The organism is Falsiroseomonas bella (genome assembly GCF_003173615.1).
GTDB lineage: Bacteria > Pseudomonadota > Alphaproteobacteria > Acetobacterales > Acetobacteraceae > Falsiroseomonas > Falsiroseomonas bella.
In genome coordinates, this window is record NZ_QGNA01000001.1 from 765994 (window position 1) to 792302 (window position 26309).

The window sequence follows — 26309 nt, forward strand, 5'->3', positions numbered from 1 at the left end:
GTCGCACCGGATGGGCAGAGGGCAGGCTTTCGGACTTTCCACGACTGCCCGGCTCGCCCTGGTCCAGCGCCTCGCCCGTCGTCGCGAAGGGCAGGAGGCGCAGGCCGCGTCGGACCCGCGCGGCTTCGGCGCCATCCAGAACGTCAAGGACTGGGGCCTGGTGCGCGACGCGATGGACGCGCTCGGCATCGAGAGCCCGTTCTTCCGCCAGCATGAGGGCATCGCCGGCGCGCGCAGCCTGATCGGCGAGCGCGAGGTCATCAATTTCGGCAGCTACGACTACATCGGCCTGAACGGCGATCCGCGGCTGCACCAGGCGGCAATGGAGGCGATGGCGCGCTACGGCATCTCCGCCTCCGCCTCGCGCCTCGTCTCCGGCGAGCGGCCGGTGCATGGCGTGCTGGAACGCAAGCTCGCCGCGCATTACGGCGCAGAAGCGGCGCTCGCCTTCGTCAGCGGCCACGCGACCAACGTCACGCTGATCGGCCACCTGATGGGGCCGCGCGACGTGATCGTGCATGACGCGGCGATCCACAATTCCTGCGTCGAGGGCGCGCGGCTGTCCGGCGCGCGGCGCGTGCCCTTCGCGCACAACGACGCCGCGGCGGCGGAGCGCGAATTGCGGGCCGCGCGCCGCGGCGCACAGCGCGCGCTGCTGGTGGTCGAGGGCCACTATTCGATGGATGGCGACGTGCCGGACCTCGCGGCCTTCGTGCGGATGGCGCGCAAGCACGATGCCTGGCTGATGGTGGACGACGCGCATGGCCTCGGCGTGGTCGGCGCCACCGGCAAGGGCGCCTTCGAGGCCGCGGGCGTGGACCCGGCCGAGGTGGATATCTGGATGGGCACGCTGTCCAAGACGCTCTGCGCCTGCGGCGGCTATGTCGCCGGCCGGTCGGAGCTGGTGGACTGGCTGCGCCACACCGCGCCGGGCTTCGTCTATTCCGTCGGCATGCCGCCGCCGCTCGCCGGCTCCGCCGCCGCCGCGCTGGATATCCTGCATGCCGAGCCCTGGCGCGTGGCGAAGCTGCAGGCCAATGCGCGGCTGCTCCGCGACCTCTGCCGCACGCGCGGCTTCGACACAGGTGAGTCCGCAGGCCTCGGCATCGTGCCGGTGGTGCTCGGCAGTTCGGTGCGGGCCGCGCGGGTCTCGGCGGCGCTGCTGGAGCGCGGCGTGAACGCGCTGCCGATCGTCTTCCCCGCCGTGCCGGAAGGCTCGGCGCGGCTGCGCTTCTTCCTCTCCGCCGCGCATGAGGAAGCCGATATCCGCACGACGGTGGAGGCGCTGGCCGCGGCAGTGGACAGCGTGCCGGTGGCCGATCCGGGCGGGTGACTTCCCCTCTCATCCGCGCCGTTGCGACGGGCGCAGACATGCGCGCCTTCATCGAGCTGCCCGCGCGGCTCGGGCCGCTCGGCTGGTCGGTCCCGCTGCGCTGGGAAGAGCGGCGGCTGTTCGATGCCGGCAAGAACGGCTTCCTGCGTGACCACGCCGTGGCTCGCTTCCTGGCCTGGCGCGACGGACGCGCGGTGGGGCGCATCGCCGCCTGCGTGCCCCTGGCCGGGCCGGGCCCGGCAAGCTTCGGCTTCCTCCGCGCCGAGCAGGACGCTGCGGCGGTCTCGGCGCTGCTCGATGCGGCGCGCGGCTTCGCCGCCCTGCACGGCCGCGCCACGCTGGACGGGCCGCTCTCCTTCACCATCAACCACGAGGTCGGCGCGCTGATCGAACCCGCGGACCGCGCGCCGATGCTGCGCATGCCCCGCACGCCGCCCTGGCTGCCGGACATGATCGCGCAGGCCGGCTTCACGCCGCTCGGCGACGTGCTGGCCTGCACGCTGGACCTTGCCTCCGAGCGGCACCGGGCGCGCTTCGTGGCGCTTGCGGCGCGGCGCCAGGCCGAGATGGCGCGCCTCCGGCTGCGCGGCTTCGACCGGCGGGACTTCGATGCCGAGGTGGCACGCGTCGCCGACCTGTACGATGACGCCTGGGCCGAGAACCGCCACGCGGTGCCGCTCCGCCCCGGCGAGATCGCGACGATGTCGAAGCTGCTGCGGCCGCTTCTGATGTCGGGCGAGGTGGTCTTCGCCGAATGGGACGGCGCGCCGGTCGGGCTGGTCTCCATCGTGCCGAACATCGAGCCGGCGCTGCCGCGCGACGGCCGGTTGCTGCCCTTCGGTTGGATCGCCCTGGCGAAGGCGCTGGCCGGCCGGGTGGGCAGCGCGCGCATCCCGATGCTGGGCATCGCGCGCGCCTTCCGTGGTCATCCCGCCTCGGCACTCGCCATGGGGGCGCTGCTGGATGCGGCGATCGGCGTCGCGGCCCGGCGCGGCTGGCGGCAGGTCGAGATCTCCTGGATCCTCGAGGAGAACACGGCCATGCGGAACGCCATGGCGCGGCTCGGCGCGCCGGTGAGCGGGCGCTGGCGGCTGTGGCGCGGCGGCACGGAGCGGATGTCGTGATGCCATGCCGACGGGCATGGAATTGACAGGGTGCGGCGTCCGGCGGACGAAGCCGCCCGTGATGTCGCCGCGAGACGCCACCCTGCCGACGGAGGAAGGCTTGCCGCGCGGGCGGTGCTTCCTGTTCCTGCAGGGTCCGATCAGCCCCTTCTTCGCCGAGGTCGCGGAGGGGCTCGCCGCGCTCGGCCATGGCGTCCGGCGGATCAACCTCTCGCTCGGGGACCGGCTGGCCTGGCGGCAGGCGGCACGGTCGCTGCCGGCGGTGGACTATGCCGGCCGCAGCGCCGATTGGCCCCGCTTCGTCGCCGATTTCCTCGATCGGGAGCGGGTCAGCGACCTCGTGCTGCTTGGCGAACAGCGCGACTACCACCGCGCGGCCATCGAGGCGGCGCTGCGGCGCGGCGTCGCGGTGACGGTCACCGATTTCGGCTATTTCCGTCCGGACTGGATCACGCTGGAACGCGACGGGATGGGCGGCGACAGCCGCTTCCCGCGCACGCCGGCGGCAATCCGTGCCCTGGCTGCCGGGCTTCCCAGGGCCGATCTGACGGAACGTCTGAAGGACGATTTCCGCCGCCAGGCCATCTGGGACGTGACCTATCACCTGGCGAATCTGCTGCCCTGGCCCTTCCCGCATTACCGCAGCCATCACCTGCATCACCCGCTGGCGACCTATGCCGGCATCGGGCTGCGCCTGCTGCGGCGCGGCGCGGAGCGCGCGGAAGGCGCGCGAGCGCTGGCGACAGTGGGCGACAGCCCCTTCTGGGTCTTCGCGATGCAGATGGAGACCGACTTCTCCATCCGCGCCTATTCGCGCTTCCGCGACATGGACACGCCGCTCGCCGAGGTTTTTCGGTCGTTCTCGCGCCATGCGCCGGCGCAGGCGCGGTTGATCGTGAAGGTGCATCCGCTCGATCCCTGCCTGAAGCGCTGGGGATCGCGCGTGCCGGCGCTGGCCGCCGAGGCCGGCATCCAGGACCGGGTGCACCTGGCGCATCATGGCGAGCTGGATGCGATGCTGGCGCGGTCGCGCGGCCTCGTCACCGTCAACAGCACGGTCGGGCTGCGCTCCATCGTTCTGGACCGCGCGACGAAGGCGCTCGGCAGCGCGGTGTGGGACGTGCCGGGGCTGGCGCATCAGGGGCCGCTCGACGCGTTCTGGTCCGAAGGCGCGCCGCCCGACGCGGCGCTGCGCGAGGATTTCCTCGCCGCGCTGCAGGGGACGACGCAGATCCGCGGCGTGTTCTACGCCCCGCAGGGCCGCGCCCTGGCGGTGGCCGAGACGGTGCTGCGCCTGCATGAGGGCCGCGTCGGCGTGCCGGAACTCGCGATCGGCGAGACGGACTGACGCGCGCTATCCGCGCAGCGCGCGCGCGATGCCCTCCCGCAACTGCGCGGCCATCCCGTCCCAGTCGTTCAGCCGCGCACCCGCCTTGCGCGCCGCCTCCACCGCGGGCGCGAATGCCGCAGGATCCAGCAGCCTTGCCATCGCCGCGGCGATCGCCGCGGGCTCCGGCGGCACCAGCAGGCCGGCGCCGGTGCCGCGGAGCTGCTCCGAAAGGCCGCCGACCTCGGTGGCGACCACCGGCACGCCGGAGGCGAGCGCCACCGGCAGCACGCCGGACTGGCTCGCCTCGCGATAGGGCAGCACCAGCACGCGCGCGGCGGCGACCAGCGCGGCCATCTCGGCATCGGGCACCCAGCGCTGCTCCAACGTGACGCCCGGCAGCGAAGCGAGGCCCGGGGCCAGCGCCTCGGCATCGCCCTCGCCCACCACGCGCAGGGTCGCGCCGGGATGCGCGGCGCGCAGCGCCGGCCAGGCGTCGCGCAACAGGTCGAGGCCCTTGTAGCGGCGGAAGCGGCCGAAGAAGAGGAAGTCGGTCGTTTTCTCCGCCGTCGCCGTGCCGAAGGGCAGATGCGCGCCGAGTGCGAGGCGGATCAGCTTCAGGCCCGGCCGCCGCGCCGCCACCGCCTCCGCCACCGCGTCGCTGAACACCACGGCGGCGCGCGCCGGCGCCAGTTCGCGCCGCAGCCGCCAGTCGAACAGCACGGCCGGATCGCCCGGATGCGGCACCGCGTCGTGGATCGCCGGGACGAAGGCGAGGCCGGCGCGGGCCAGCGCGGGGGCGACGAAGGGCGTCCAGGGATGCGCCATGGCGGAGAACACCACCGGCGTCTGCTCATCCCGCGCGAAGCGCACCAGCCGTGCGGACAGCCGCGGCAGGCGCGCGAAGCCGGCGACGAAGCCCGCAACGCCATTGTAGGTTGACACTTCCTGCCGCGGCACGGGCAGGGCGCGAAGGGCGCCGATCAGCTCGTTCTGGCGCGACACGGACAGCGCCAGCCCGCCCGGCGCGAGCGCACGCGCCAGGTTCAGCGCGAATTGCGCGCCGCCGCCGCGCCGGCCCCAGTACCACAGCAGCATGCGCGTCATGCCGGCACCCCGATCTCGCGCAGGCGGGCGACATAGGCCGCGGGCGTCCAATGCGTGGCGGCGTAGTCCGCCGCGGCGGCGCCGAGGCGCGCCCGCCGGTCCGGATCGTCCCGCAGGCTCCGCAGCGCGGCGGCGGCGGCTTCCACATCCGCCTCCGCCCAGCGCAGGCCGGGATGATGGTAGGTGCGCTGCGGATCCTCGGCGGGCACCAGGCGCCAGGGCACCGGGACGCCGACCGCCTCGGTGAGGAAATCGGCATTGCCGGACCATCCCGTGGCGACGACAGGCAGCCCGCGGCGCATCGCCTCGGCCAGCGTCAGCCCGAATCCCTCCGCCCGGTGCAGGGAGAGCAGCACATCGGCCTCGGCGTAGAGCGCGTCGATGCCGCGCTCGTCGAGCGTCGCGTCGCGCAGCTCCATGTTCGGGCGGTCGGCCAGCGCGGCAAGCTGCGCACGCGCCTCCGGCAGATCCCGCAGCCGCTGGGTCTTCAGCACGAGCCGCACGCCCGGATCGTCGCCGAAGGCGAGACGGAAGGCGGCGATCACGCCCTGCGGGTTCTTGCGCGCCAGGCTCGAACTCGCATCGAGCATGCACAATACCGTGAACGGCGCACCGGGCGTGCGCCCGGCGCGGGTCGGCGCCGGCTCCACCGCGACGGGGTGCGGCACCACATGGACGGGCCGGCCTTCCGCGATCGGGGCGATCGCAGCCGCCGTGAAGGCGCTCGGCACCCAGATCTCGTCCACCAGCGGGATGCCGAGGCGCCATTCCGCCGGCACCTCCGGCAACTCCCAGGCCCAGTAGCCGACGATCCGCTTCCCCCGCGCGCGACGCCGCCCGACCCCGAGAAGCGCCAGCCCCATGAGCGGCGCATTGACGTGGACGACCAGCGTCCCGGCGCCCTCGACCGCCTCGCCGACGGCCGGATCGAGAGGAAGATCAGAGGATTGGCGCAGAGCGGCCGTGAGATCGAGCGCGGCGACCTCGGCGCCCGCCGCCCGCAGCGCCGCAAGGGAAAGCCGGGCCGAGCGGCCGAGGCCCGTGGCCGTGCGCAGCGCGCCGGCGACGATCAGCGGCGGGGCGGGCGCGGCACGCATCGGCCGCGGCGCGAGAAGCGCGGTGGCACGGAACAGTCCCGCGCGTCGCATCCCGTACGGCAGCCGCTGCCAAACGCCGCGATGCAACCGTTTCAGCATGGCGGATCAACCTTCACCCTGCGTGAAGCCGGTTTCGGGCCCGGAACGCAAAGGGTCCGCGAAGGAAGGGTTGAGTGTACCGCATACCGTGTGTTACCCGCCGGGCGCGGCGGCCGGGGCGCGCGTGCACCATGCCCGATTCTGCTCCATCGCGGCTCTATTGCAGGAGATGTCGGCATGAAGTCTGCGCTGGTGTGCGGGGCTGGGGGCTTCATCGGCTCGCACCTGGTGAAGGAGTTGAAGCGCCAGGGCTTCTGGGTGCGCGGCGTGGACCTCAAATACCCGCAGTTCGCCGAGACGGCAGCCGACGACTTCATCATTGGCGATCTGCGCGATCCCTATGTCTGCCGCGCGGCCATAGATCGCAAGTTCGACGAGGTCTATCAGCTTGCGGCGGATATGGGCGGGGCGGGGTACATCTTCACCGGCGAGAACGACGCCGACATCATGCACAACTCCGCGCTGATCAACCTCAACATGCTCGAGGCCTGCCACAAGCGCAACATCAAGCGGGTCTTCTACTCCTCCTCCGCCTGCATGTACCCGGCCTACAACCAGGAAGACCCGGACAATCCGAAGACGCATGAGGACAGCGCCTATCCTGCCGCGCCGGATTCCGAGTACGGCTGGGAGAAGCTGTTCAGCGAGCGGCTCTATCTCGCCTTCAACCGCAACCACGGCATGGAATGCCGCGTCGCGCGCTACCACAACATCTTCGGCCCGGAAGGCACCTGGGAAGGCGGCAAGGAGAAGGCGCCCGCCGCGCTCTGCCGCAAGATCGCCGAGGCCGAGCCCGGCAGCGAGATCGAGATGTGGGGCGACGGCAAGCAGACCCGTTCCTTCCTCTACATCGACCAGTGCATCAAGGGCACGATCCTGCTCACGCGGTCGGATTTCGAGGGGCCGGTGAACATCGGGTCGGAAGAGATGGTCACCATCAACGACCTGGCGCGGATGATCATGGACATCGCCGCCAAGCCGCTCGGCATCCGCCACATTCCGGGCCCGGTGGGCGTGCGCGGCCGCAACTCGCACAACGAGCTGATCCGCAAGCGCCTCGGCTGGGCCCCCGACGAGCCCCTGGCGGAGGGGCTGCGCCGCACCTATCCCTGGATCGCGGCCCAGGTGGAGCGCAAGCGCGGCCGGAACGCGCGCGCCGCCGCCTGAACCGCAACGGCGCCGCCGCCGCAGGCGCGGCAGCGCCGCTCGGCACGCATCACGCAGAACGCCCGCTAAGGAAGCAGGACGCATGGACCGCAAGACGCAGCCGCCCCGGCTCTCGGTGATCGGCCTTGGCAAGCTCGGTTCGCCGATGGCGGCGGTGTTCGGCGCCAAGGGCTTCGACGTCGTCGGCATCGACCTCAACCCCGCCTTCGTGCAGGCGATCAACGAAGGCCGCGCGCCCGTGCAGGAGCCCGGGCTGCAGGAGCAGCTCGACCGCGCCCGCGGCCGCGTGCGCGCCACGCAGGACTGGAACGACCTCGTCACCAGCACCGACATCAGCTTCATCATCGTGCCGACGCCTTCCGGGCCCGACCGCATGTTCGTCAACCGCTTCGTGGTGGACGCCGTGGAGCGGATCGGCGCGGCGCTGCGCGGCAAGCCCGACTATCACGTGGTGGTGGTGACGAGCACGGTGATGCCCGGCTCCACCGACGGCGAGATCCGTGCCGCGCTGGAGCGCAGCTCGGGCCGCACCGTCGGGCAGGATGTCGGCCTCTGCTACAATCCGGAATTCATCGCGCTCGGCTCCGTCGTGCGCGACATGCTGTTCCCCGACATGATCCTGATCGGCGAGAGCGACGCCCGCGCGGGCGAGATGCTGGAGCAGGTCTATCGCGGCTCGGTGGACAGCAAGCCCGAGTTCCACCGGATGAACCTGGTGAACGCGGAGCTCTGCAAGATCTCCGTGAACACCTTCGTCACCACCAAGATCAGCTACGCCAACATGATCGCCGAGCTGTGCGACCACCTGCCCGGCGCGGACGCGGATGTCGTCACGCGCGCCGTCGGCGCGGACAGCCGGATCGGACGGAAATACCTCAAGCCGGCGATCGGCTATGGCGGCCCCTGCTTCCCGCGCGACAACAAGGCCTTCGCCGCGCTCGGCCGCCGCCTCGGCGTCAACACGGCGCTGGCCGAGGCGACGGACGCGATCAACGAGCACCAGTTCCAGCGCATGATCGGCGCCGTCGCCGCCTGCGCCGAGCCGGGCCAGGCCGTCGCGGTGCTCGGCCTGTCCTACAAGCCGGACACGGCGGTGGTGGAGGAGAGCCAGGGCGTGGCCCTCGCGCTGCAGCTCGCGGAGGCGGGCTACCAGGTCCGCGTCTTCGATCCGCTCGCGATGTCCGCCGCCGCCGCGATCCTCGGCGACCGCGTCACGCGGTCGGAGACCGCCGCGGATGCGCTGCGTGGCGTCGCCGCCGCCGTCCTGACGACGCCCTGGGCGGCGTTCAAGGAGATCGCCTGGGCCGAGTGCGGCGCCGCGGCGGTGATCGACCCCTGGAGCCTGGTGCCGCGCGACGCGGCCGGCACGGTGCGGGTGGTGCGCCTCGGGCAGGGCGACTGGCGGCGCGGCGCGCCTTCGCTCAACGCAGCGGCGGCCTGAGACCGGACGGCGGCGCGACGTGCTCTCCCTGATCCTCTATGGCCGCAACGACAACTACGGATACAACCTCCACAAGCGCGCCGCCCTCAGCCTGAACTGCATGGCGGAACTGCTCGACGACGAGGCGGAGGAGATCCTCTTCGTCGACTACAACACGCCGAACGACTATCCGACCTTTCCCGAAGCCATCCAGGACACGCTGACCGCGAAGGCGAAGCGACACCTGCGGATCCTGCGGGCAAGGCCGGCGCTGCATGCGCGCTTCGCCGGCCGCACCCACCTCCTCGCGTTGGAGCCGGTGGCGCGCAACATCGCGCTGCGGCGCGCCAATCCGGCGAACCGCTGGATCCTGTCCACCAACACGGACATGATCTTCGTCCCGCGCGACGGCCGCGGCCTCGGCGCGATCCTGCGCGACCTGCCGGCCGGCCACTACGGCATCCCGCGCTTCGAGATCCCGGAGACGCTGTGGGAAGGCCTCGACCGCACCGATGCGCGCGGCGTGATCGACAGCTTCGCGCGATGGGGATGGGACCTGCACCTGAACGAGATCGTGCAGGGCATGCGGCCCTTCCGCTTCGACGGCCCGGGCGACTTCCAGCTGATGCTGCGTGAGGATCTCTTCCGCCTGCACGGCTTCCACGAGGACATGCTGCTCGGCTGGCACGTGGATGCGAACATCGCGAAGCGCTTCTCGCTGGTCTACGGCGATGTCGGCGACCTCTCCGGCGAGCTGTTCGGCTACCACTGCGATCACACGCGGCAGGTGACGCCGGCGCACCGGCGCGATGCGGCGCAGAACAGCGTGGAGCGGTTCTTCACGAAGGTGGACCGGCCCGACGTGCCGGAGCAGGCCGAGAGCTGGGGCTGCCCCGACGAGACGATCGAGGAGATCCGCCTCGGCTCGGGCAACACCTTCCTCGGCGCCTTGAACACCGTGCTCCGGGCGCCGCTCGGCGCGCCGCTCGTCTCCGCCTATGTGCCCGAGAGCCGGGACGAGGTGGGCTACACGCCGGAGCATGTGCTGCCCTTCCTGCTCGACCTGTTCGCCAGCGCGCCGCGCGGCACGCGGTTCGGCTGGTTCGGCACGCATGCGGCGATGCTCGACCAGTTCCTCGGCGCCTGGCGGGCACTCGGCGGAAGCGGCGAGATCCTGCTGCCGGCGGACCGCCCGGCCCTGCTGGGGCAGGCCGGGCGTGCGGGCCTGAGCGCCCTGCCGACCGCTACCATCCTGGCGGAGGCCGACGTGCTGGTGTTCGACTTCGTCGATGCCGCCGGCGGACCGCTGCCGCACGGCGAGACCAAGGCGGTCCATCCGGTCTCCGAGGCACTGCTCGGGATCTTCATGGAAGCGGTGCTGGTCGAAAGCGGCGCTCAGGCCGATGGCGCCGCGCCGCGCCGCTTCGTCGGCATCAACGCCATCCACAACGGCTTCGAGCATGTCTTCGGCAGCCATGTCGTCACGGCGCGCACGCCGTTCAGCGTCCGGCTGCGCCACGGCTTCGTCGTGCCCGAGGGCATGAGCCTCGCGGCGGACGGCACCCTGAGGCCGACGCCGCAGGACTGGCTCCGGCTGATGCTGCCCGGCCCCGCGGGGCGGCAGGAGGCGGGCGCGCTCGTGTCCGAGCCGGGCGAGGCGGGCAATGTCGGCTACGGCCCGTATCTGCACCCCCTGCCGGGGCGCTATGCGCTCGCCGTGGATTTCGGCACGAATGACGTCATCGGGGCCGCGGCCGAGGCGACCGAGCCGCCGCTCCACCGCCGGGCCCTGACGGCGGCTCGGATGGTGCTGGGCGACTCGGCGACCCGCCGGGCGCGCCATCTCGTGCGGGACGCGCTCGGGCGCGAGCGTGCGACCTGGGTGCGCGACCGCTGGATCAAGGCCTCGGCCACCGACGACCGCTACGCCGAGGTCGTGCTGGAAGTCGCCAGCGAGGACACGATCATGGCAAGCCGCCGCCTGCTGGGCCCGGAAGCGGGACGCGGCAGCGTCGAGATGAGCTTCGACGTGGCGCCCGACCTGTTCCTGTCGCCCGAGCGCGACGGGATCGAATTGCGCGTGCACACCAACGGCCTGCGCGGCTTCCGGATCGTCCGCGTGTCGGCCCGCCGGGTCGGACCGATTCCCCGCGTCGCCACGCAACCCTGAAGGAGACAGCCATGTCCGCGAGCCTTGCCGCGCCACTGCCCGGGATCGACGACGTCCAGTCCTACTGGGACCGGCGTCCGTGCAACATCCGCCACTCCAAGCAGCCGATCGGCACGCGGGAGTATTTCGACGAGGTCGAGGCGCGGAAGTACTTCGTCGAGCCGCATATCCCCGGCTTCGCGCAGTTCGACCTGTGGAAGGGCAGGAAGGTGCTCGAGATCGGCTGCGGCCTCGGCACGGACGCCACGAACTTCGCCCGCGCCGGCGCGGACTACACCGGGGTCGAGTTGTCGGCCGAAAGCCTCGCCCTGGCGAAGAAGCGCTTCGAGGTGTTCGGCCTGAAGGGCCGCTTCCACCACGGCAATGCCGAGCAGGTGGACAGCGTCGTCGGCGCCGAGCAGTTCGACCTCGTCTACTCCTTCGGCGTCATCCACCACACGCCGAACCCGCGCGCGGTGATCGAGAGCGCGCGCAAGCTGGTGAAGCCGGACGGCGAGCTGCGCATCATGCTGTATGCGGAGATCTCCTGGAAGGCGATCATGATCGAGGCCGGCTTCGACCAGCCGGAGGCGCAGTCGGGCTGCCCGATCGCCTTCACCTACACCGCCGACGGCGTGCGCGACCTGCTGCGCGGCTGCTTCGAGCCGACGGAGATCCGGCAGGACCACATCTTCCCCTACGTGATCGAGAAATACATCCGCTACGAATACGAGCCGCAGCCCTGGTTCAAGGCGATGCCGGAGGAGATGTTCAAGGCGCTGGAACGGCGGCTCGGCTGGCACATGCTGATCACCGCGAAGCCGGTCTGAACGCGTCCATCCGCCAGGCATCGGACAGTGGCCGACCCGCCTCGTGCGGATGGCCATTGTCTCGAATGCGCAATCCTAAATATATTAACGGAGGAACCTGACCTAGGGGGCCTCCGTGATGCACCCATCGCCCGCCGCTGTTCGGAACCCGCGGGAGCCGAGACCGGATAGACCCCGGCATGCAGCCGAATCCGGCGATGCCATCGACCAGGCGCGGCTCACCGAGGCGATGCTGCAGGCCCAACTCGCCGAAGCACGCGGTTATGCCGAAGAGGCGATCACGTGGTACCGTCGGGCGCTGGAGCTTGATCCGGCACACACGCCCGCCATCGCCCATCTTGGGCGGCTCGCCTTCCGGCAGCCCGCGACGCCCGTCATGGATGCCCTCGCGAGCCGGCACCCCATCGACACCCGCATCGTGACGGTTGAGGTCCGCAACCCCTGCAACTACCGCTGCTTCTATTGCGTGGCGGCGGGCCAGAACAACGAGCCGGTCAAGCGCTTCGACCTCGACGCGATCGAGCGCAGCCTCGCGCAGATCAAGGCGGACCTCGTCATCATCGAGCTGGAATGCGGCGGCGGGGAGCCGACGGTCCACCCGCAGTTCCCCGACCTCATCCGCATCCTCGCCGCCCGCGGCCCCGTCTCCTTCCCGAGCAACAACTCGCAGGACCCCGCGCGCTGGCTGCCGCGGCAGCATGCGGGGCGGCTCTACATGCGGGCCGCCGTGCATCCGGAGACCGAGACGAAGACCGGCCTCGAGACCTATGCCCGGAACGCACGGTACCTGATGGATGCCGGCGCGCGCTTCGCGAGCATGTTCATCGCGCACCCGACGCGCCTGCCGCGCCTGCCGGAGCTGCGCGCCTTCTTCGCGGAGCGGGGCGTGCCATTCCAGCCGATCGGCTTCATCGGGACGCATGAGGGCAAGTCCTATCCCCACGCCTACACGGATGAGGAGAAGCGGCTCATCGGCATGACCGATGAGGGCGACGCGAACTGGCTGGTGCGGGTGCAGCCGCATCTCAACCGGACGCGGCTGTTCCGGGGCATCCCGTGCAATGCGGGCCACCGCAACCTCTATCTGTCGCGCGACGGAAGCTTCCGCCGCTGCACCTACGACAAGCGCAAGCTTGCCGCGCCGCTGCCGGGCCCGACGCCCTGCGAGGTGAAGAGCTGCGGCTGCGGCATGATGCTCGCGGCCATGCGGCAGCAGGACAGCGTGGACGCGTACAATTTCTTCGGCCCCATGGCGGGGCTGGAGCCGCACGGCGCCGGATGGGTGGAGCAGTTCGCCAGGGATGCCGGCTACGCGTCCTTCACGGATGCCATGGTGCAGGAGCAGACGCGGCTGTTCGACGCGCTGATCCGCGCCTATGGCAAGGAGGACTTCCCGGAGGACGCTCCGCAGTCGTAACATAGACGCCGTCCTCCGCACGGCGATGAGGTGAGGCGCGCATGGACGTGCTCGTCGGCGATCCGAGCTTCGCGGTCTTCGTCTCCCGCCACCTTCCGGCGGGCAGCTTCACGCTCGTGGATATCGGCTGCAGCGGGGGCCTGCAGCGGTCCTGGCGCGCCCTCGGCCCGGCGCTGCGCGGCGTCGGCTTCGATGCGGATGCGGCGGAGATCGACCGCCTGGCGGCGCGGGAGAGCAACCCGCTCCTGCGCTACGTCGCGGGCTATGTGTCGGCGCCCGAAGACCATCCCTTCCTGCAGGCGCGCGCGGGGCGTCCCCGGCTGCCGGGCAACCCGTGGTCCCGCCTCAGCGTCGCCCGGACGCTGCAGCGACGGGAAGCTGCCGCCGGGGATCCCGCCGACGAGGCTGGAACCACGAAGCCGCTGCCGAAGATCGTGCTGCCGTCCTTCCTGGACGAGGCCGGCATCACGGATGTCGACTTCGTCAAGCTCGACATCGACGGCGACGACCTCGCCGTGATGCATTCGCTGGCCGGCTCGGTCGGGCGGCTCGGCCTGCTCGGCATCGGCGTCGAGGTCAACTACTTCGGCACCGACGACCCGACCGACCACAGCTTCCACAACACGGACCGGCTGCTGCGCGGGCTCGGCTTCGACCTCTTCGGCCTGACCGTCCGGCACTACTCGAACGCGGCCCTGCCCTCGCGCTACATCTACGACTTCCCGACCGAGACGCGCTTCGGCCGGCCGCTGCAGGGCGATGCGCTCTACCTGCTGGACCCCTGCGCCGCCGAAGGCGCCACCGCCCTCTCGCAGGCGAAGCTGGCCAAGCTCGCCATTCTCTTCTCGCTGGGCGGCCTGCCGGATTGCGCGGCCGAGGTGCTCGTCCGGCACCGCGACATGCTGGCGCCGCTGTTCGACGTGGATGCGGCGCTCGACATCCTGGTCCGCTCGGCACGCGACGGCGACATGCCCGAGAGCTACCCGGCATACCAGGCTGCCTTCGCAGCGGAGGCGCGCTGCTTCTTCACCGCGCCCCCAGGCGCGGCCGGGCAGGCCGGCGGAACCGGGCCGGTCGCCGCCGCATCGCCGGACGAGATCCTGCTGCGCCAGCTGCAGGGCGAGCAAGGCGCGGCGCCGGGGCGGGAGGTTTGGCCGGACGAGCAACTGCTGATGCGCATCGAGGAACTCTCGGCCGAGGCGCAGGCGCTGCGCGCCTCCACGTCCTGGCGCGTGACGGCGCCGCTCCGGGCCATGGTCAACCGGGCAAACGGCCGCGCCGAGGCCAGGTCGGTGGAGACAGGCTGGCCTCGGGACGCCGCGGCGGCGATGCTGCGCATCGAGGCCCTGACCAAGGAGATCGCCGCCCTGCGCAGCTCCACATCCTGGCGCGTCACCGCGCCGCTGAGATCCGCGGTCCGGCTGGTGCGGGGCCGCTGAGATGCGGCCCGCCGCGCCCGTCTGGCGCATCCTGGACGAGGAGACGGTGCTCGACGCGGCGCCCTGGCTCACCGTCTCGAAGCAGCGGGTCCTGACGGATGGCGGCGTCACCGTGCCGGACTACTGGCAGGTGAAGCTGTCCGACTTCGCCATCGCGGTGGCGCTGACCGAGGCGGGCGACGTGATCACCCTCTGGCAGTACAAGCACGGCGCCCGTCACTGGGGCCTCACCTTCCCGGCCGGGCATGTCGGTGAGGGCGAAGATCCAGCGGCGGCGATGCGACGCGAACTGCGCGAGGAGACCGGGTTCGAGCCGGCGGAGATCGTCCCGATCGGCCGTGCGGCGGTCAGCGGCAACCAGGGTTGCGGCACGGCCCACATGTTCCTCATGCGCGGCTGCCGGAAGGTCGGCGAGGCTGCCTCGGGCGACCTCGAGAGCATGGAGATGCGGCTGATGCCAGTGGCGGAGGTCGAGGCGGCGCTGCGCCAGGGCGCCGCCGGGGTGCTGCCGCACATCGCCGTGTGGGGCGCGGCGCGGCTCCACGGCCTTTAGCGCGGCGTCCGCCCCGCCGTCGCCCCCGCGTATCAGCCTTCCGCGAGGGCGCGGAGCTTCGCCGCGGCCTCCGCGATGTCGGGCTCGGCCCAGTGCGCGTCCGGGTCGTCATAGGCGCCCTGCGGATCCTTCACCGGCACGAGCCGCCAGGAGACCGTGCGGACATCGGGCCGCGCCGCGATGTCGGCCGCCAGCCCCCAGCCGGTGGCGAGGACCGCGGTGCCGAGGCTCGCCGCCTCCGCCAGGTTGAGCCCGTAGCCCTCGCTCCGATGCAGCGAGAGATAGACGTCGGCAGCGTAGTACAGGTCGCCGATCGGGATGCGACGGGGATCGCCATCGATCAGCAGGATGCGCGGGTCCTGGGCGGCGGCCTGCAGCAGCTCGGCATGGCCCGCCGGCCAGACCTCCCGGTCGTTGCAGCGCAGGACCAGGCACGCCGCGGGGCCGCCCGGCGGGAAGGCGGCGCGGAAGGCGGCCACCGCCGCCATCGGATTCTTCCGGGCGTAGTTCGAGCTCATCGAGAAGGAGCAGGCCGCGATGAAGGCCTCGGCCGGCAGGTCGTGGCGCGCCCGCGCGGCGGCCATGCTCTCGGCTGTCTTGCGCGGACCGAAGGGCAGCGCCTCCACCGGGTGGGGCACGACGCGGACAGGAACCTCCTCCGCCCCTTCGAGCCGCGCCCGCACGGCGCCGGCAACGAAGTCGGACGGCACCCAGATCTCGTCCGCCGCGAGCACCGCTTCCGCCCAGCTGGCGGGGACGCGGTCGAGTTCCCAGGCCCAATAGGCGATCAGCCGGGCTGACCGGCGCAGGCGCCGCGGCAGCCGCAGATACATCAGGCCGTAGAGTGGCGGGTTGAGGTGGATCACGATCGGCCCGGGCGGCAAGGTCTCGAGGGCCGTGACCGGCAGGACGCCCTCGGGCACGGGCCCGCCCGGCAGATGCAGCGCCGCGGTGCAATCCACCGCCCGCACCGCACGACCCTGGCGCTTCTGCTCGGCCCACATCAGCCGCGCCCCCTGCCCCAGCCCGGTCGGCGAGGCAAAGAGCCCGAGGATGGTCATGGGTTCCTGCTGCGTCGTCTCGCGGGATGCATGCGCGACACGCGCTTCGCGGTCGCGGGCGGCGCCGTGCGACAAGCGCCAGCGAATAACCCGGGTCCGCAGGCCGTCCACCGTCCGGACGAACAGCGGACGCAGCGGCGCCGGGACGAAGCGTATCAGACCCAGCCCGAACATGGCCGCGCCTCTATCACGCGCCCGGACCTTGCGGAAGCGCGGCCCTTAACCGCGACTTCACGCGCAGATGAGAGCGTGGCCCGCAGCCCCGCCGGAGACGGCCCTCGAACACACACCCAGCGATGTCGCAAAGCGGAACCACAGCCAGCCAGGCCAGCGCCGACCTCCTGCCGGACAGCCTGTTCGCATGGGTCTTCGAGGCGACCGCGACCGGCAATGCGTGGGGCGGCTGGCTGGTCGCGGACAGCCAGGACTACGCGCTGGGCGCGACGCTCGTGACAGCGTTCGGCCGTTACACCATCACAGGCGAGGAGGAGCGCGGGCTCGACCTGTCCGCGCTCGGTCTCGTCGAGGGCGATGTGCGCGTCGAGTGGTACCGCGACGGCGCCACCGGCCAGTTCCTCATCACCCGCGCCGGCTCCGGCGCCAGCGCGGGGCTTGGCGGGCTCGGCTCGGAAGTGGATGCCGTCTGGACAAGCTCGGGCTGGATGCCGTTCGGGCGCGGCGGCGCGGAGCAGGCCAGCGTGCCGACGGACATGCGTTTCTCCTGGATCTTCGAGGCGGACAGCGGCGACCGGCTCTGGGGCACGCTGCTGGGGAGTTCGCTGGAATACGGCGTCGGCGACACGCTGCGCACGGCCTTCGGCCGGTATCGCATCCTGTCGGAGGAGGCGCTGGCGCCGGGCGATCCGACGCTTGGCGCGCGCGGCGAGGTGCGCACGACCCGCTACTTCGACGCGGGCACGCGGAGCGAATACGCGACGCGGAGCGAGGGCGGCGCACCGAGCGGCGGGGCGGGGCTCGGCAGCGAGCTCGACCAGGTCTGGAACGGCTTCGGCTGGGTCTGGGTCGGCCAGGGCGGCGCGCAGCAGGCCGACATCCAGTTCTCCGTCTACGAGTGGGTCTTCGAAGCGAATTCGGGCGACCGCTACGAGGGCTCGATGTTCGCGAACGCTTTGCGGCATCAGGCGGGCGACATCATCGCCACAGGCTTCGGCCGCTACGTCATCCTGAGCGAGTCCGCCTATGGCGCGGTCGAGGTGGTGCCGGACGGCACGCTCTACCTGAAGCGCTATTTCGACGCCGGCTCGGCGACCTGGCTGGACAGCCACGGCTTCTCCGCCCTGCGCGCGCCGAGCACCGGGCGCTTCCTCGGCAATGAGGAGGACCAGGTCTGGGATGGCGACAATTTCGACCGCGTCGGCCGCGGCGGCGCCTGGCAGGCGGATATCGAGCGCTACTCCGTCTACATCTGGCGCTTCGAGGCGGATTCGGGCGACCGCTACGAGGGCTCGATGTTCGCCAGTTCGGCCCTGCACGCGAAGGGCGACGTCATCACGACGGCCTTCGGCCGCTACGTCATCGAGGATGAATTCGTCTACGGCACCGCCGAGGTGGTGCCGGATGGCACGCTCTACCTGAAGCGCTATTTCGACGCCGGCTCGGCGACCTGGATCGACAGCTACGGCTACTCCGTGCTGCGCGCGCCCAGCACCGGCCGCTTCCTCGGCAACGAGGAGGATCGCGTCTGGGACGGGGACGGCTTCGACCGCGTGGGGCGCGGCGGCGCATGGCAGGCGGATGTCGAGGGATACTCCGTCTACATCTGGCGCTTCGAGGCGAATTCGGGCGACCGCTACGACGGTTCGATGTTCGCCAACGCCATCCTGCACGAGAAGGGCGACGTCATCACGAACGGCTTTGGCCGCTACGTCATCGAGGACGAGTATTTCTACGGCACCGCCGAGGTGGTGCCGGACGGCACGCTCTACCTCAAGCGCTACTTCGACGCGGCGACGGGCAGTTGGACCGACAGCTACGGCTATTCCGTCCTGCGCGCACCCAGCACCGGCCGCTTCCTCGGCAACGAGGAGGACCGGATCTGGGACGGCGACGGCTTCGACCGGATCGGCCGCGGCGGCGCGCTGCAATCCGACCTCGAGGGCTTCTCCGTCTACATCTGGCGCTTCGAGGCGGATTCCGGCGACCGCTACGACGGCTCGATGTTCGCCAATGCCACCCTGCACGCGAAGGGCGACGTCATCACCACCGGCTTCGGCCGCTACGTCATCGAGGACGAGTATTTCTACGGCGCCGCCGAGGTGGTCCCGGACGGCACGCTCTACCTCAAGCGCTACTTCGACGCGGCGACGGGCAGTTGGACCGACAGCTACGGCTATTCCGTCCTGCGCGGACCCAGCACCGGCCGCTTCCTCGGCAACGAGGAGGACCGGGTCTGGGACGGCGACGGCTTCGACAGCATCGGCCGCGGCGGCGCGCTGCAATCCGATTTCGAGGGCTTCTCCGTCTTCATCTGGCGCTTCGAGGCGGATTCCGGCGACCGCTACGAAGGCTCGATGTTCGCCAATGCCGCCCGGCACGAGAGGGGCGACACTGTCACCACCGCCTTCGGCCGCTACGTCATCGAGGACGAGTATTTCTACGGCGCCGCCGAGGTGGTCCCGGACGGCACGCTCTACCTCAAGCGCTACTTCGACGCCGGAACCTCCACCTGGGTGGAAAGCTATGGCTATTCCGTCCTGCGCGGACCCAGCACCGGCCGCTTCCTCGGCAACGAGGAGGACCGCGTCTGGGATGGCGACACCTTCGACAACATCGGCCGCGGCGGCGCACTGCAATCCGATTTCGAGGGCTTCTCCGTCTTCATCTGGCGCTTCGAGGCGGATTCGGGCGACCGCTACGAGGGCTCGATGTTCGCCAATGCCGCCCTGCACGACCGGGACGACATCATCACCACCGCGTTCGGCCGCTATGTCATCGAAGACGAGTATTTCTACGGAACGGCCGCAATCGTGCCGGACGGCACGCTGTACCTGAAGCGCTACTTCGACGCCGGCACCTCTACCTGGATGGACAGCTACGGCTATTCCGTCCTGCGTGGACCCAGCACCGGCCGCTTCCTCGGCAACGAGGAGGACCGGGTCTGGGACGGCGACAGCTTCGACCGGATCGGCCGCGGCGGCGTCTGGCAGGCGGATATCGAGCCCTTCGGCTGAAGCTATGGGCGTTGCCCCGGCGAGGCAACTCGGGCAGTTTCAGGCCGTCTCAAAACGCGATCGGCCCCGCCTTGTCCTTCGACAATTTCCTTTCGCTGTTGCGCCAGAAATGGGGCGAAGTGCCCGCCGGCTCCGACATGGACGGCCGCTACTTCAGCGCCCAGCTGCTCGCCAAGGACGACGCGACCCTCCTCGCGGAGTGGCAGGCACTGTCCGACCGTGGCAAGGAACTGCGCGGCTGGTGGTGGCGGCTCTACGCGCCGCTCCTCGAAGGCCGCCGGGTGCTGGAGATCGGGTCGGGCCTCGGCTTCGATGCGATGCATTTCGCGGGCGCGGGCGCGCGCTGGACCTGCTGCGACATCGTGGACACCAACCTCGGCGTCATCGGGCGCGTGGCGGGGATGAAGGGGCTCGACATCGGGCGGCACCTGATCGACTCGCTCGCCTCCTTCGACGCCCTGCCGGACGGCTTCGACGCCATCTGGTGCAACGGCTCGCTGATCAACCTGCCCTACGAGGCGGCGCGGGAGGAATGCGCCGCCATCCTGCGCCATCTCCGCCCCGGCGGACGCTGGATCGAGCTGGCCTATCCGCGCGAGCGCTGGGTGCGGGAAGGCTCGCCCCGCTTCGAGGACTGGGGCGCCATGACGGACGGCCCGGGCACGCCCTGGATGGAATGGTACGACATGGAGAAGTTGCGGCAGCGCCTCGCGCCGCACCGCATGCTGCCGATCCTCGAGTATCGCTTCTCCTCCGACAACTATGTCTGGCTGGACCTCCAGCATGACGGGGTTGGGGGAATCGACGACCAGGCGCTGCGGCCGGCGCTCGCCTCGCCCGTCGCGATCGAAACGCCGCCGCTGCTCTGGAACCATGCCTGGGATCACCCGATCGGGCGGGGCGACCTCGGCGCCCGGATCACGGTGGAGATCACCTGCGTCGTCCGGAACGGCACGCCGGGCTTGGCCCTGATGCAGGACGGCCGCTTCGTGTCCCGCGAAGCCGCGATCGAGGCGCGCAGCGGCACCCAGCTCATCCACCTGACCACCACGGAATTCGGACCGGAGACGCGGCTCGTGGTCCGCAACGCCTCGGCGCTCGGGCCGAGCCGCCTCGAGATCCTGTCGGTGAACTTGCGGCGCGCTCTCTGACGTGCGACGCCGGCCAGCCTGGACGCCCGCCGTCCTGATCGGACACCACGGAACCCATGGCTGACGACATTCCCCTCAAGCCCGGCACGCAGACGCGGATCCACTCCCTCGTGCCGGGCGGCGCGCCGCTCGAGCTCTGCGCCTACTACCCGCGCTTCGCCGACTACTACCCGGAGGCCGAGCTGCAGACGAAGCGCTGGTTCCAGCGCCATGTCGCGCCGGACTGGGTGATCGCGGATGTCGGCGCGAATGTCGGGCTCTATGCCATGCTCTTCGCGCGGCTGGCGCCGCAGGGCCATGTGCATGCCTTCGAGCCGACCGAGACCGCGCGGCTCCTGCGCGCCAACCTCGCCGCGGCGGGGGCCGCCAATGTCAGCGTACACGATGTCGCGCTCGGCGCCGCCGACGGCGCGCGGGACGAGGCGATCTACCGGATCTGGGGCGCGGCGCCGGAGACGCGCACCTATCCCTTCTCCACCCTGGACAGCTTCGTGCGCCGCAACGGCCTCGACCGCCTGGACTGCGTGAAGATCGACGTGGACGGCTTCGACCTGGAAGTGCTGAAGGGCGCGCGCGAGACCCTGGCGCGCTTCGATCCCTGGCTGGTGGTCGAGCTCAATCACGCGCTGGCCACGCGCGGCCAGTCGGTCGGCGAGGCGCTGCTGTGGCTGCGCGCCGAGGGCTATACGGAGGCGCTGGTCCTCGACCAGGAGAACTTCGTGCTGAAGCGCGCCGGCGCGGCCCCGGCCGGCGAAGGCGTCGCGCTGCGCTTCGACCGCGAGCCGGTGATGCTCGCCGCCGCCCATGCCGCGGCGGAGCCGCTGCCGGGTTTCTTAGCCGAACAGCCCGTCCTGCACAACGGCGCGACATGGCAGGACGAGGTCGTGGTCTCGCCCGGCCCGCGCTGGGCCTATGCCGCCGCCTGGCCCGTGGCGGCGCAGGGCGCCGCCGGCCCCGTGATGATCGAGGCCGAGCTCCAGGTGGAGGCCGGCGCCGTCGGCCTCGGCGCCCTGACGCCGGACCAGTCCGGCTATGTCGGCAAGGAGATCGCCGTCTCGGCGGCGGCGGGGCCGCAGCTCGCGCGCATCTTCGTCCCGGACGGGTCCGCCATCGGACACTTCATGCTCCGCAACGTCACCGAGGACGGCGGGACGGCTCGCGCCCGCCTGATCGGGCTTCGCGCGGCCGCGGCACGGCCGGCGGCGCCCGTCGTCTCGGCGGTGCTGCGCCACGACGTGCGGGCCTTCGCGCTCGACCAGGTGCTCGACCCCGCCGCACCCGAAAGGGACGGGCGAAGCATCCCGATCCTGCCGGTGCAGGACATCGGGTCCGCGCTCGGCTTCCCCGTGCCCTACATCCCGGAACGCATGGTCTATCGCTACGGGCTGGAGGAATTCCGCACCGAGATCGACGAGCCGGGCCTCTATCGCTACCTCTATCGCTGGCTGCGCCCGAAGCGGCACCTGGAATTCGGCACCTGGGAAGGCTTCGGCACGGTGCTCTGCGCCGAGTCCTGCGAGGCCGAGATCTGGACCGTCAACCTGCCCGAAGGCGAGCGCGACGCCGCCGGCGCGCCGCTCTATGCCGCACAGCGGTTGCCGGGCGAAACGGCGGCGCCGCAAGCGGGCGCGGCGGGGGATGCCGGGGAGCGGATCGGCTGGCGCTATCGCGCCGCCGGTTTTGCGGGCCGCGTGCATCAACTGCTGATGGACAGCCGCGACATCCCCGTGGCGCAGTTCGGCCCCGGCTTCTTCGACACCGTGCTCGTGGATGGCGGCCACACGCCCGAGGTCGTCGCCGTGGACACCGACAATGCGCTGCATCTGGTGCGACCGGGCGGCGCGGTGATCTGGCATGATTTCTGCCCCGACCCCACGGCGCTCGCGGCGTCCGAGGCCGGTCGCGGCGTCATGCGCGCCTGGGTCGAGCATCACGACCGCTGGCGGCCGAAGCTCCGGGCGCTCTACTGGCTCCGGCCGAGCTGGCTTCTGCTCGGCATCAGGGATTGAAGGGGCCGGGCTCCCGCAGGCCGGCCCGACGGCCCATCTTTCCGGCGTCAGGCCACCGCACCGACGCCAAACGGAGACGCTGTTCGTGACCGCCTTCCACAATCTCCACACCCACGGCTTCGTGCGCGCCGCCGCCGTCGCGCCGCGGCTGCGCGTGGCCGATCCGGCCTTCAACGTGGCCGAGACCATCGCAATGGCGCGCGAGGCGGCGGCGCAGGGCGCGTCGCTGGTGCTGTTCCCGGAGCTCGGCCTCTCGGCCTACGCCATCGACGACCTGCTGCAGCAATCCGCACTGCTGGAGGCCGTGGAGCAGGCCGTTGCGCGGCTGCTGGCGGAGTCGCGCGACCTGGCGCCGGTGCTGTTCGTCGGCGCGCCGGTGCGGGTGGGCGGGCGGCTGTTCAACACCGCGCTGGCGATCCATCGCGGCCGTCTGCTGGCCGCCTGGCCGAAATCCTACCTGCCCAGCTACCGGGAATTCTACGAGAAGCGGCACTTCGCGACCGGCCTCGGCGCGGTGCCGCCCACGCTGCACCTCGCCGGGCAGGAGGCGCCGTTCGGCACCGACATCCTGCTGCGCGCCACCGACCTGCCGGACCTGACCATCCATGTGGAGATCTGCGAGGATGTCTGGGCGCCGGTGCCGCCCTCCACGGCCGCGGCGCTGGCCGGCGCGACGGTGCTGCTGAACCTCTCGGCCAGCAACGTCACCGTCGGCAAGTCGGCCTATCGCCATGCGCTGTGCCAAGTGCATTCGGCACGCTGCGTCGCGGCCTATCTCTACTCGGCCGCCGGCAACGGCGAATCCAGCACCGACCTCGCCTGGGACGGCCAGGCGATGATCTACGAGAACGGCACCCTGCTGGCCGAGGCGCCGCGCTTCGCCCGCGAGGCCGCGCCGATCCTGGCCGATCTCGACCTTGAGCGGCTGCAGCAGGAACGGCTGCGCATGACGAGCTTCGGCGACGCGGCCGACTTCAACCCGCCTTCGCGCCCGTTCCGCACCGTCGGCTTCGCGCTGGCACCGGACACCGAAAGCGACCTCGGGTTGATGCGTCCGCTGAGCCGCTTCCCCTTCGTGCCGGATGACGACGCGCGCCTGTCGGAGCTCTGCTACGAGGCGTACAACATCCAGTCCTACGGCCTGCGGCAGCGGCTGGAATCCACCGGCATCAAGCGCCTCGTGATCGGCGTCTCCGGCGGGCTGGATTCGACCCAGGCGCTGCTCGTCGCGGCGCATGCCTTCGACACGCTCGGCCTGCCGCGCAGCGGCATCCTGGCCTACACCCTCCCCGCCTTCGCTACGACCGCGCGCACCAAGTCGAATGCCTGGGCGCTCATGAAGGCGCTCGGCGTCTCCGCCGCCGAGATCGACATGACGCCGGCCAGCCTGCAGATGCTGCGCGACATCGGCCATCCCTTCGCCGAGGGCGAGCCGGTGCACGACGTCACCTTCGAGAACGTGCAGGCCGGCGCGCGCACCTCGCTGCTGTTCCGCCTGGCCAACCACCACGACGCGCTGGTGCTCGGCACCGGCGACCTCTCGGAGCTCGCGCTGGGCTGGGCGACCTATGGCGTCGGCGACCACATGTCGCACTACAACGTCAATGCCAGCGTGCCGAAGACGCTGATCCAGCACCTGATCCGCTGGGTCGCGGAGAGCGGCGCCTTCGGCGAGGCCGCGAAGCCGGTGCTGCTCGACATCCTGGCCACCGAGATCTCGCCCGAGCTGGTGCCGGGCGCGGGCGAGGACGGTCCCGCGCAGAAGACCGAGGATTTCGTCGGTCCCTACGCGCTGCAGGACTTCACGCTGTTCTACACCACGCGCTTCGGCATGCGGCCGTCCAAGGTCGCCTTCCTCGCCTGGCATGCGTGGCACGACGTGGCGGCGGGCGCCTGGCCGCCGCACACGCCGCCCGACAAGCGCATCGCCTATGACCTGCCGGTGATCGCGAGATGGCTCCGCGTCTTCGTGCGGCGCTTCTTCGCCACCAGCCAGTTCAAGCGCTCCGCCCTGCCGAACGGGCCGAAGGTGAGTTCCGGGGGCTCGCTCTCGCCCCGCGGCGACTGGCGGGCGCCGAGCGACGCCTCCCCGGCGGCCTGGCTCGCGGATCTCGACAGGATCCCGGTCGCCCGCGACTAGCCCCAGGTCGCTGGCGGGCCGGCGGCGGGCGGGGTATGAGGCGCGCCATGCGGTCCCCCACCCTTCCCCTGGCATCGCCGCGCTATGTGCGGGACGCCGCGGACCCGCGCCATGTCGAGCGCGCGATCGACGACATGCGCGGCGGCCTGGCCCGCTGGCGCCTGGCGATGGCGCTGGCGCGGCTCGACATCCGCAACCGCTACCGCGGCTCCGTGATCGGCCCGTTCTGGCTGACGGTCTCGACCGCGGTGATGGTGGCCGGCATCGGGCTGCTCTACTCCACGCTCTTCAGGCTGCCGCTGACGGAATACCTGCCCTACCTGACGGTGAGCCTGCTGGTCTGGAACACGCTGAACCAGATCATCAACGATGCGGGCAACAGCCTGATCGCCTCGGAAGGCGTGATCCGGCAGGTGCCGCTGCCCTACACGGTGCATGTGCTGCGCTTCGTGATCCGCAACGTGATCGTCGCGGCGCACAGCCTGCCGCTGATCGCCGTGGTGTTCCTGATCTGCGGCGTGGTGCCGGGATGGGGGGCGCTGATGGCGCTGCCCGGGCTGGCGCTGCTGTTCATCAACGCCTTCGCGGGCGGGCTCTTCCTCGGCATGATCTGCGCGCGGTTCCGCGACATCCAGCAGATCGTCGCCAGCGTGATGCAGCTCGCCTTCTTCATGACGCCGGTGATCTGGAAGCCCGAGCTGCTGCGCGAATGGCAGGTCCTGCTGCCGCTGAACCCCTTCTTCGCGCTGATGGAGACGGTGCGCGGCCCGCTGGTGGAAGGCGGCGCGTCCTGGCTGATCTGGCTGGCGGCGCTGGTCTACACCGCGGCGGCCTGCGCGGTCGCCTTCGTCTTCTTCGTGCGCTTCCGCGCGCGCATCGCCTTCTGGGTGTGAGCCGTCGCAGATGCCGCTGATCCAGGCAGACGGGATCTCGATCGAGTTCCCCCTCTATCACGTCGGCGCGCGGTCGCTGAAGAAGCGGCTGCTCGCGCGCTCCCCGATCCGCCTGAAGGAGGACGAGAGCCACCGCATCGTCGTCGCGGCGCTGCGCGACCTGACCTTCCGCATCGAGCCCGGCGAGCGCGTGGCGCTGGTGGGCAGCAACGGCGCCGGCAAGACCACGCTGCTCCGCACCCTGGCCGGCATCTACGAGCCCGTGGCGGGCCGGCTCGAGGTGAATGGCACCATCGGCTCCCTGATCGACCCGGGTGCGGGCATGGACACCGAGGCGACCGGGCGGGAGAACATCATCCTGCGCGGCCTGTTCCTCGGCATGTCGGAAAGCGAGTGCGAGCGGCTGGCCGAGGAGGCGGGGCGTTTCAGCGGCCTCGGCGAGTTCCTCGACGTGCCGATCCGCACCTATTCCGCGGGCATGGCGGTACGCCTGTCCTTCGCGGCGGCGACGCTGATGGAACCCCAGATCCTGCTGATGGACGAGTGGTTCCTGGCCGGCGACGCGGACTTCATCGAGCGGGCCAGCGAGCGCCTGTCGCAGCTGGTGGAAGGGGCCGACATCCTGGTGCTTGCCACGCACAACATGTCCATCGTCCGGCAATGGTGCACCCGGGCGATCAAGCTCTCGGGCGGGCGGATCGTTGCCGACGGCCCGGTGGCCGAGATCGTCGAGGCCTGACCGCCCGCCGCCACCCGCGGATCCAAGGGAGTTTTTCTTGCGCGCGGCATCGGGTTCCCAGGC

General features: G+C 71.2%; 19 protein-coding genes. 16 read left to right on the forward strand and 3 right to left on the reverse strand.

Annotated features, from left to right (window positions below; translation table 11 throughout):
- The first annotated feature begins 10 nt into the window (after positions 1-10).
- The 3 genes from DFH01_RS03470 to DFH01_RS03480 all read left to right on the forward strand — a co-directional run bounded on the left by DFH01_RS03470 (position 11) and on the right by DFH01_RS03480 (position 3805).
- A complete protein-coding gene (locus tag DFH01_RS03470; protein ID WP_109868981.1) occupies positions 11-1333 on the forward strand; it encodes an aminotransferase class I/II-fold pyridoxal phosphate-dependent enzyme in 1323 nt (440 codons plus the stop codon).
- Between the two features lie 38 nt (positions 1334-1371).
- The gene (locus tag DFH01_RS03475; protein ID WP_109868982.1) at positions 1372-2457 is read left to right on the forward strand and encodes a GNAT family N-acetyltransferase; all 1086 of its coding nucleotides are present in this window, start codon (positions 1372-1374) and stop codon (positions 2455-2457) included.
- A 61-nt stretch (positions 2458-2518) separates the two neighbouring features.
- Positions 2519-3805: a capsule polysaccharide biogenesis protein gene (locus tag DFH01_RS03480; RefSeq protein ID WP_109869908.1), complete on the forward strand. Its 1287-nt coding sequence runs from the start codon at positions 2519-2521 to the stop codon at positions 3803-3805.
- Between the two features lie 6 nt (positions 3806-3811).
- Here DFH01_RS03480 and DFH01_RS03485 read toward each other — a convergent pair whose 3' ends face one another.
- Positions 3812-4891, reverse strand: a complete 1080-nt coding sequence (locus DFH01_RS03485; RefSeq protein ID WP_109868983.1) for a glycosyltransferase — start codon at positions 4889-4891, stop codon at positions 3812-3814.
- Positions 4888-6039: a glycosyltransferase gene (locus DFH01_RS03490; RefSeq protein ID WP_146216986.1), complete on the reverse strand. Its 1152-nt coding sequence runs from the start codon at positions 6037-6039 to the stop codon at positions 4888-4890. Before DFH01_RS03490 ends, DFH01_RS03485 begins: the two co-directional genes overlap by 4 nt.
- A 225-nt stretch (positions 6040-6264) precedes the next feature.
- On the opposite strand from DFH01_RS03490, the gene DFH01_RS03495 reads away from it, so the two are divergent.
- From DFH01_RS03495 to DFH01_RS03525, 7 genes are all read left to right on the forward strand, one after another.
- On the forward strand, positions 6265-7254 hold the full coding sequence (locus DFH01_RS03495) for an NAD-dependent epimerase/dehydratase family protein (RefSeq protein ID WP_109868985.1): 990 nt from the start codon (positions 6265-6267) through the stop codon (positions 7252-7254).
- A gap of 82 nt (positions 7255-7336) precedes the next feature.
- On the forward strand, positions 7337-8695 hold the full coding sequence (locus tag DFH01_RS03500; protein ID WP_109868986.1) for a UDP-glucose dehydrogenase family protein: 1359 nt from the start codon (positions 7337-7339) through the stop codon (positions 8693-8695).
- A gap of 19 nt (positions 8696-8714) precedes the next feature.
- Positions 8715-10844: a hypothetical protein gene (locus DFH01_RS03505; RefSeq protein ID WP_109868987.1), complete on the forward strand. Its 2130-nt coding sequence runs from the start codon at positions 8715-8717 to the stop codon at positions 10842-10844.
- Between the two features lie 11 nt (positions 10845-10855).
- Entirely contained in the window at positions 10856-11653 is a 798-nt protein-coding gene (locus DFH01_RS03510; RefSeq protein ID WP_109868988.1) for a class I SAM-dependent methyltransferase, read from the forward strand.
- 229 nt (positions 11654-11882) lie between these two features.
- Entirely contained in the window at positions 11883-13070 is a 1188-nt protein-coding gene (locus DFH01_RS03515) for a radical SAM protein (RefSeq protein WP_109868989.1), read from the forward strand.
- A gap of 41 nt (positions 13071-13111) precedes the next feature.
- Positions 13112-14509, forward strand: coding sequence for an FkbM family methyltransferase (locus tag DFH01_RS03520; protein WP_109868990.1), 1398 nt, complete (start codon positions 13112-13114; stop codon positions 14507-14509).
- A 1-nt stretch (position 14510) separates the two neighbouring features.
- Positions 14511-15062 carry an NUDIX hydrolase gene (locus tag DFH01_RS03525; protein ID WP_109868991.1) on the forward strand — a complete coding sequence of 184 codons (552 nt, stop codon included), beginning with the start codon at positions 14511-14513 and terminating at the stop codon, positions 15060-15062.
- A 32-nt stretch (positions 15063-15094) separates the two neighbouring features.
- Here DFH01_RS03525 and DFH01_RS03530 read toward each other — a convergent pair whose 3' ends face one another.
- Positions 15095-16123, reverse strand: a complete 1029-nt coding sequence (locus tag DFH01_RS03530) for a glycosyltransferase (protein ID WP_146216987.1) — start codon at positions 16121-16123, stop codon at positions 15095-15097.
- Positions 16124-16419: 296 nt separating this feature from the next.
- Between DFH01_RS03530 and DFH01_RS03535 the strand changes: the two genes are divergently transcribed.
- From DFH01_RS03535 to DFH01_RS03560, 6 genes are all read left to right on the forward strand, one after another.
- A complete protein-coding gene (locus tag DFH01_RS03535; RefSeq protein WP_109868993.1) occupies positions 16420-19314 on the forward strand; it encodes a hypothetical protein in 2895 nt (964 codons plus the stop codon).
- 71 nt (positions 19315-19385) lie between these two features.
- Positions 19386-20465 (forward strand): class I SAM-dependent methyltransferase, encoded by a 1080-nt coding sequence (locus DFH01_RS03540; protein ID WP_109868994.1) that lies wholly within the window; start codon positions 19386-19388, stop codon positions 20463-20465.
- Positions 20466-20521: 56 nt separating this feature from the next.
- Positions 20522-22474 (forward strand): class I SAM-dependent methyltransferase, encoded by a 1953-nt coding sequence (locus DFH01_RS03545; protein WP_109868995.1) that lies wholly within the window; start codon positions 20522-20524, stop codon positions 22472-22474.
- Positions 22475-22559: 85 nt separating this feature from the next.
- Positions 22560-24614, forward strand: a complete 2055-nt coding sequence (locus DFH01_RS03550) for an NAD(+) synthase (protein ID WP_199231178.1) — start codon at positions 22560-22562, stop codon at positions 24612-24614.
- Positions 24615-24661: 47 nt separating this feature from the next.
- Complete coding sequence (locus DFH01_RS03555) at positions 24662-25507, forward strand: ABC transporter permease (RefSeq protein ID WP_109868997.1); 846 nt, start codon at positions 24662-24664, stop codon at positions 25505-25507.
- A gap of 10 nt (positions 25508-25517) precedes the next feature.
- Entirely contained in the window at positions 25518-26246 is a 729-nt protein-coding gene (locus tag DFH01_RS03560; RefSeq protein ID WP_109868998.1) for an ABC transporter ATP-binding protein, read from the forward strand.
- The last annotated feature ends 63 nt before the right edge of the window (positions 26247-26309 follow it).

What these genes read in the sequence shown, in the direction of transcription:
- DFH01_RS03470 (WP_109868981.1), top strand. Translation starts at nt 11, where the DNA reads ATGGGCAGAGGGCAGGCTTTCGGACTTTCCACGACTGCCCGGCTCGCC.
- DFH01_RS03475 (WP_109868982.1), top strand. Translation starts at nt 1,372, where the DNA reads ATGCGCGCCTTCATCGAGCTGCCCGCGCGGCTCGGGCCGCTCGGCTGG.
- DFH01_RS03480 (WP_109869908.1), top strand. Translation starts at nt 2,519, where the DNA reads ATGTCGCCGCGAGACGCCACCCTGCCGACGGAGGAAGGCTTGCCGCGC.
- DFH01_RS03485 (WP_109868983.1), bottom strand. Translation starts at nt 4,891, where the DNA reads ATGACGCGCATGCTGCTGTGGTACTGGGGCCGGCGCGGCGGCGGCGCG.
- DFH01_RS03490 (WP_146216986.1), bottom strand. Translation starts at nt 6,039, where the DNA reads ATGCGACGCGCGGGACTGTTCCGTGCCACCGCGCTTCTCGCGCCGCGG.
- DFH01_RS03495 (WP_109868985.1), top strand. Translation starts at nt 6,265, where the DNA reads ATGAAGTCTGCGCTGGTGTGCGGGGCTGGGGGCTTCATCGGCTCGCAC.
- DFH01_RS03500 (WP_109868986.1), top strand. Translation starts at nt 7,337, where the DNA reads ATGGACCGCAAGACGCAGCCGCCCCGGCTCTCGGTGATCGGCCTTGGC.
- DFH01_RS03510 (WP_109868988.1), top strand. Translation starts at nt 10,856, where the DNA reads ATGTCCGCGAGCCTTGCCGCGCCACTGCCCGGGATCGACGACGTCCAG.
- DFH01_RS03515 (WP_109868989.1), top strand. Translation starts at nt 11,883, where the DNA reads ATGCTGCAGGCCCAACTCGCCGAAGCACGCGGTTATGCCGAAGAGGCG.
- DFH01_RS03520 (WP_109868990.1), top strand. Translation starts at nt 13,112, where the DNA reads ATGGACGTGCTCGTCGGCGATCCGAGCTTCGCGGTCTTCGTCTCCCGC.
- DFH01_RS03525 (WP_109868991.1), top strand. Translation starts at nt 14,511, where the DNA reads ATGCGGCCCGCCGCGCCCGTCTGGCGCATCCTGGACGAGGAGACGGTG.
- DFH01_RS03530 (WP_146216987.1), bottom strand. Translation starts at nt 16,123, where the DNA reads ATGACCATCCTCGGGCTCTTTGCCTCGCCGACCGGGCTGGGGCAGGGG.
- DFH01_RS03535 (WP_109868993.1), top strand. Translation starts at nt 16,420, where the DNA reads ATGTCGCAAAGCGGAACCACAGCCAGCCAGGCCAGCGCCGACCTCCTG.
- DFH01_RS03545 (WP_109868995.1), top strand. Translation starts at nt 20,522, where the DNA reads ATGGCTGACGACATTCCCCTCAAGCCCGGCACGCAGACGCGGATCCAC.
- DFH01_RS03555 (WP_109868997.1), top strand. Translation starts at nt 24,662, where the DNA reads ATGCGGTCCCCCACCCTTCCCCTGGCATCGCCGCGCTATGTGCGGGAC.
- DFH01_RS03560 (WP_109868998.1), top strand. Translation starts at nt 25,518, where the DNA reads ATGCCGCTGATCCAGGCAGACGGGATCTCGATCGAGTTCCCCCTCTAT.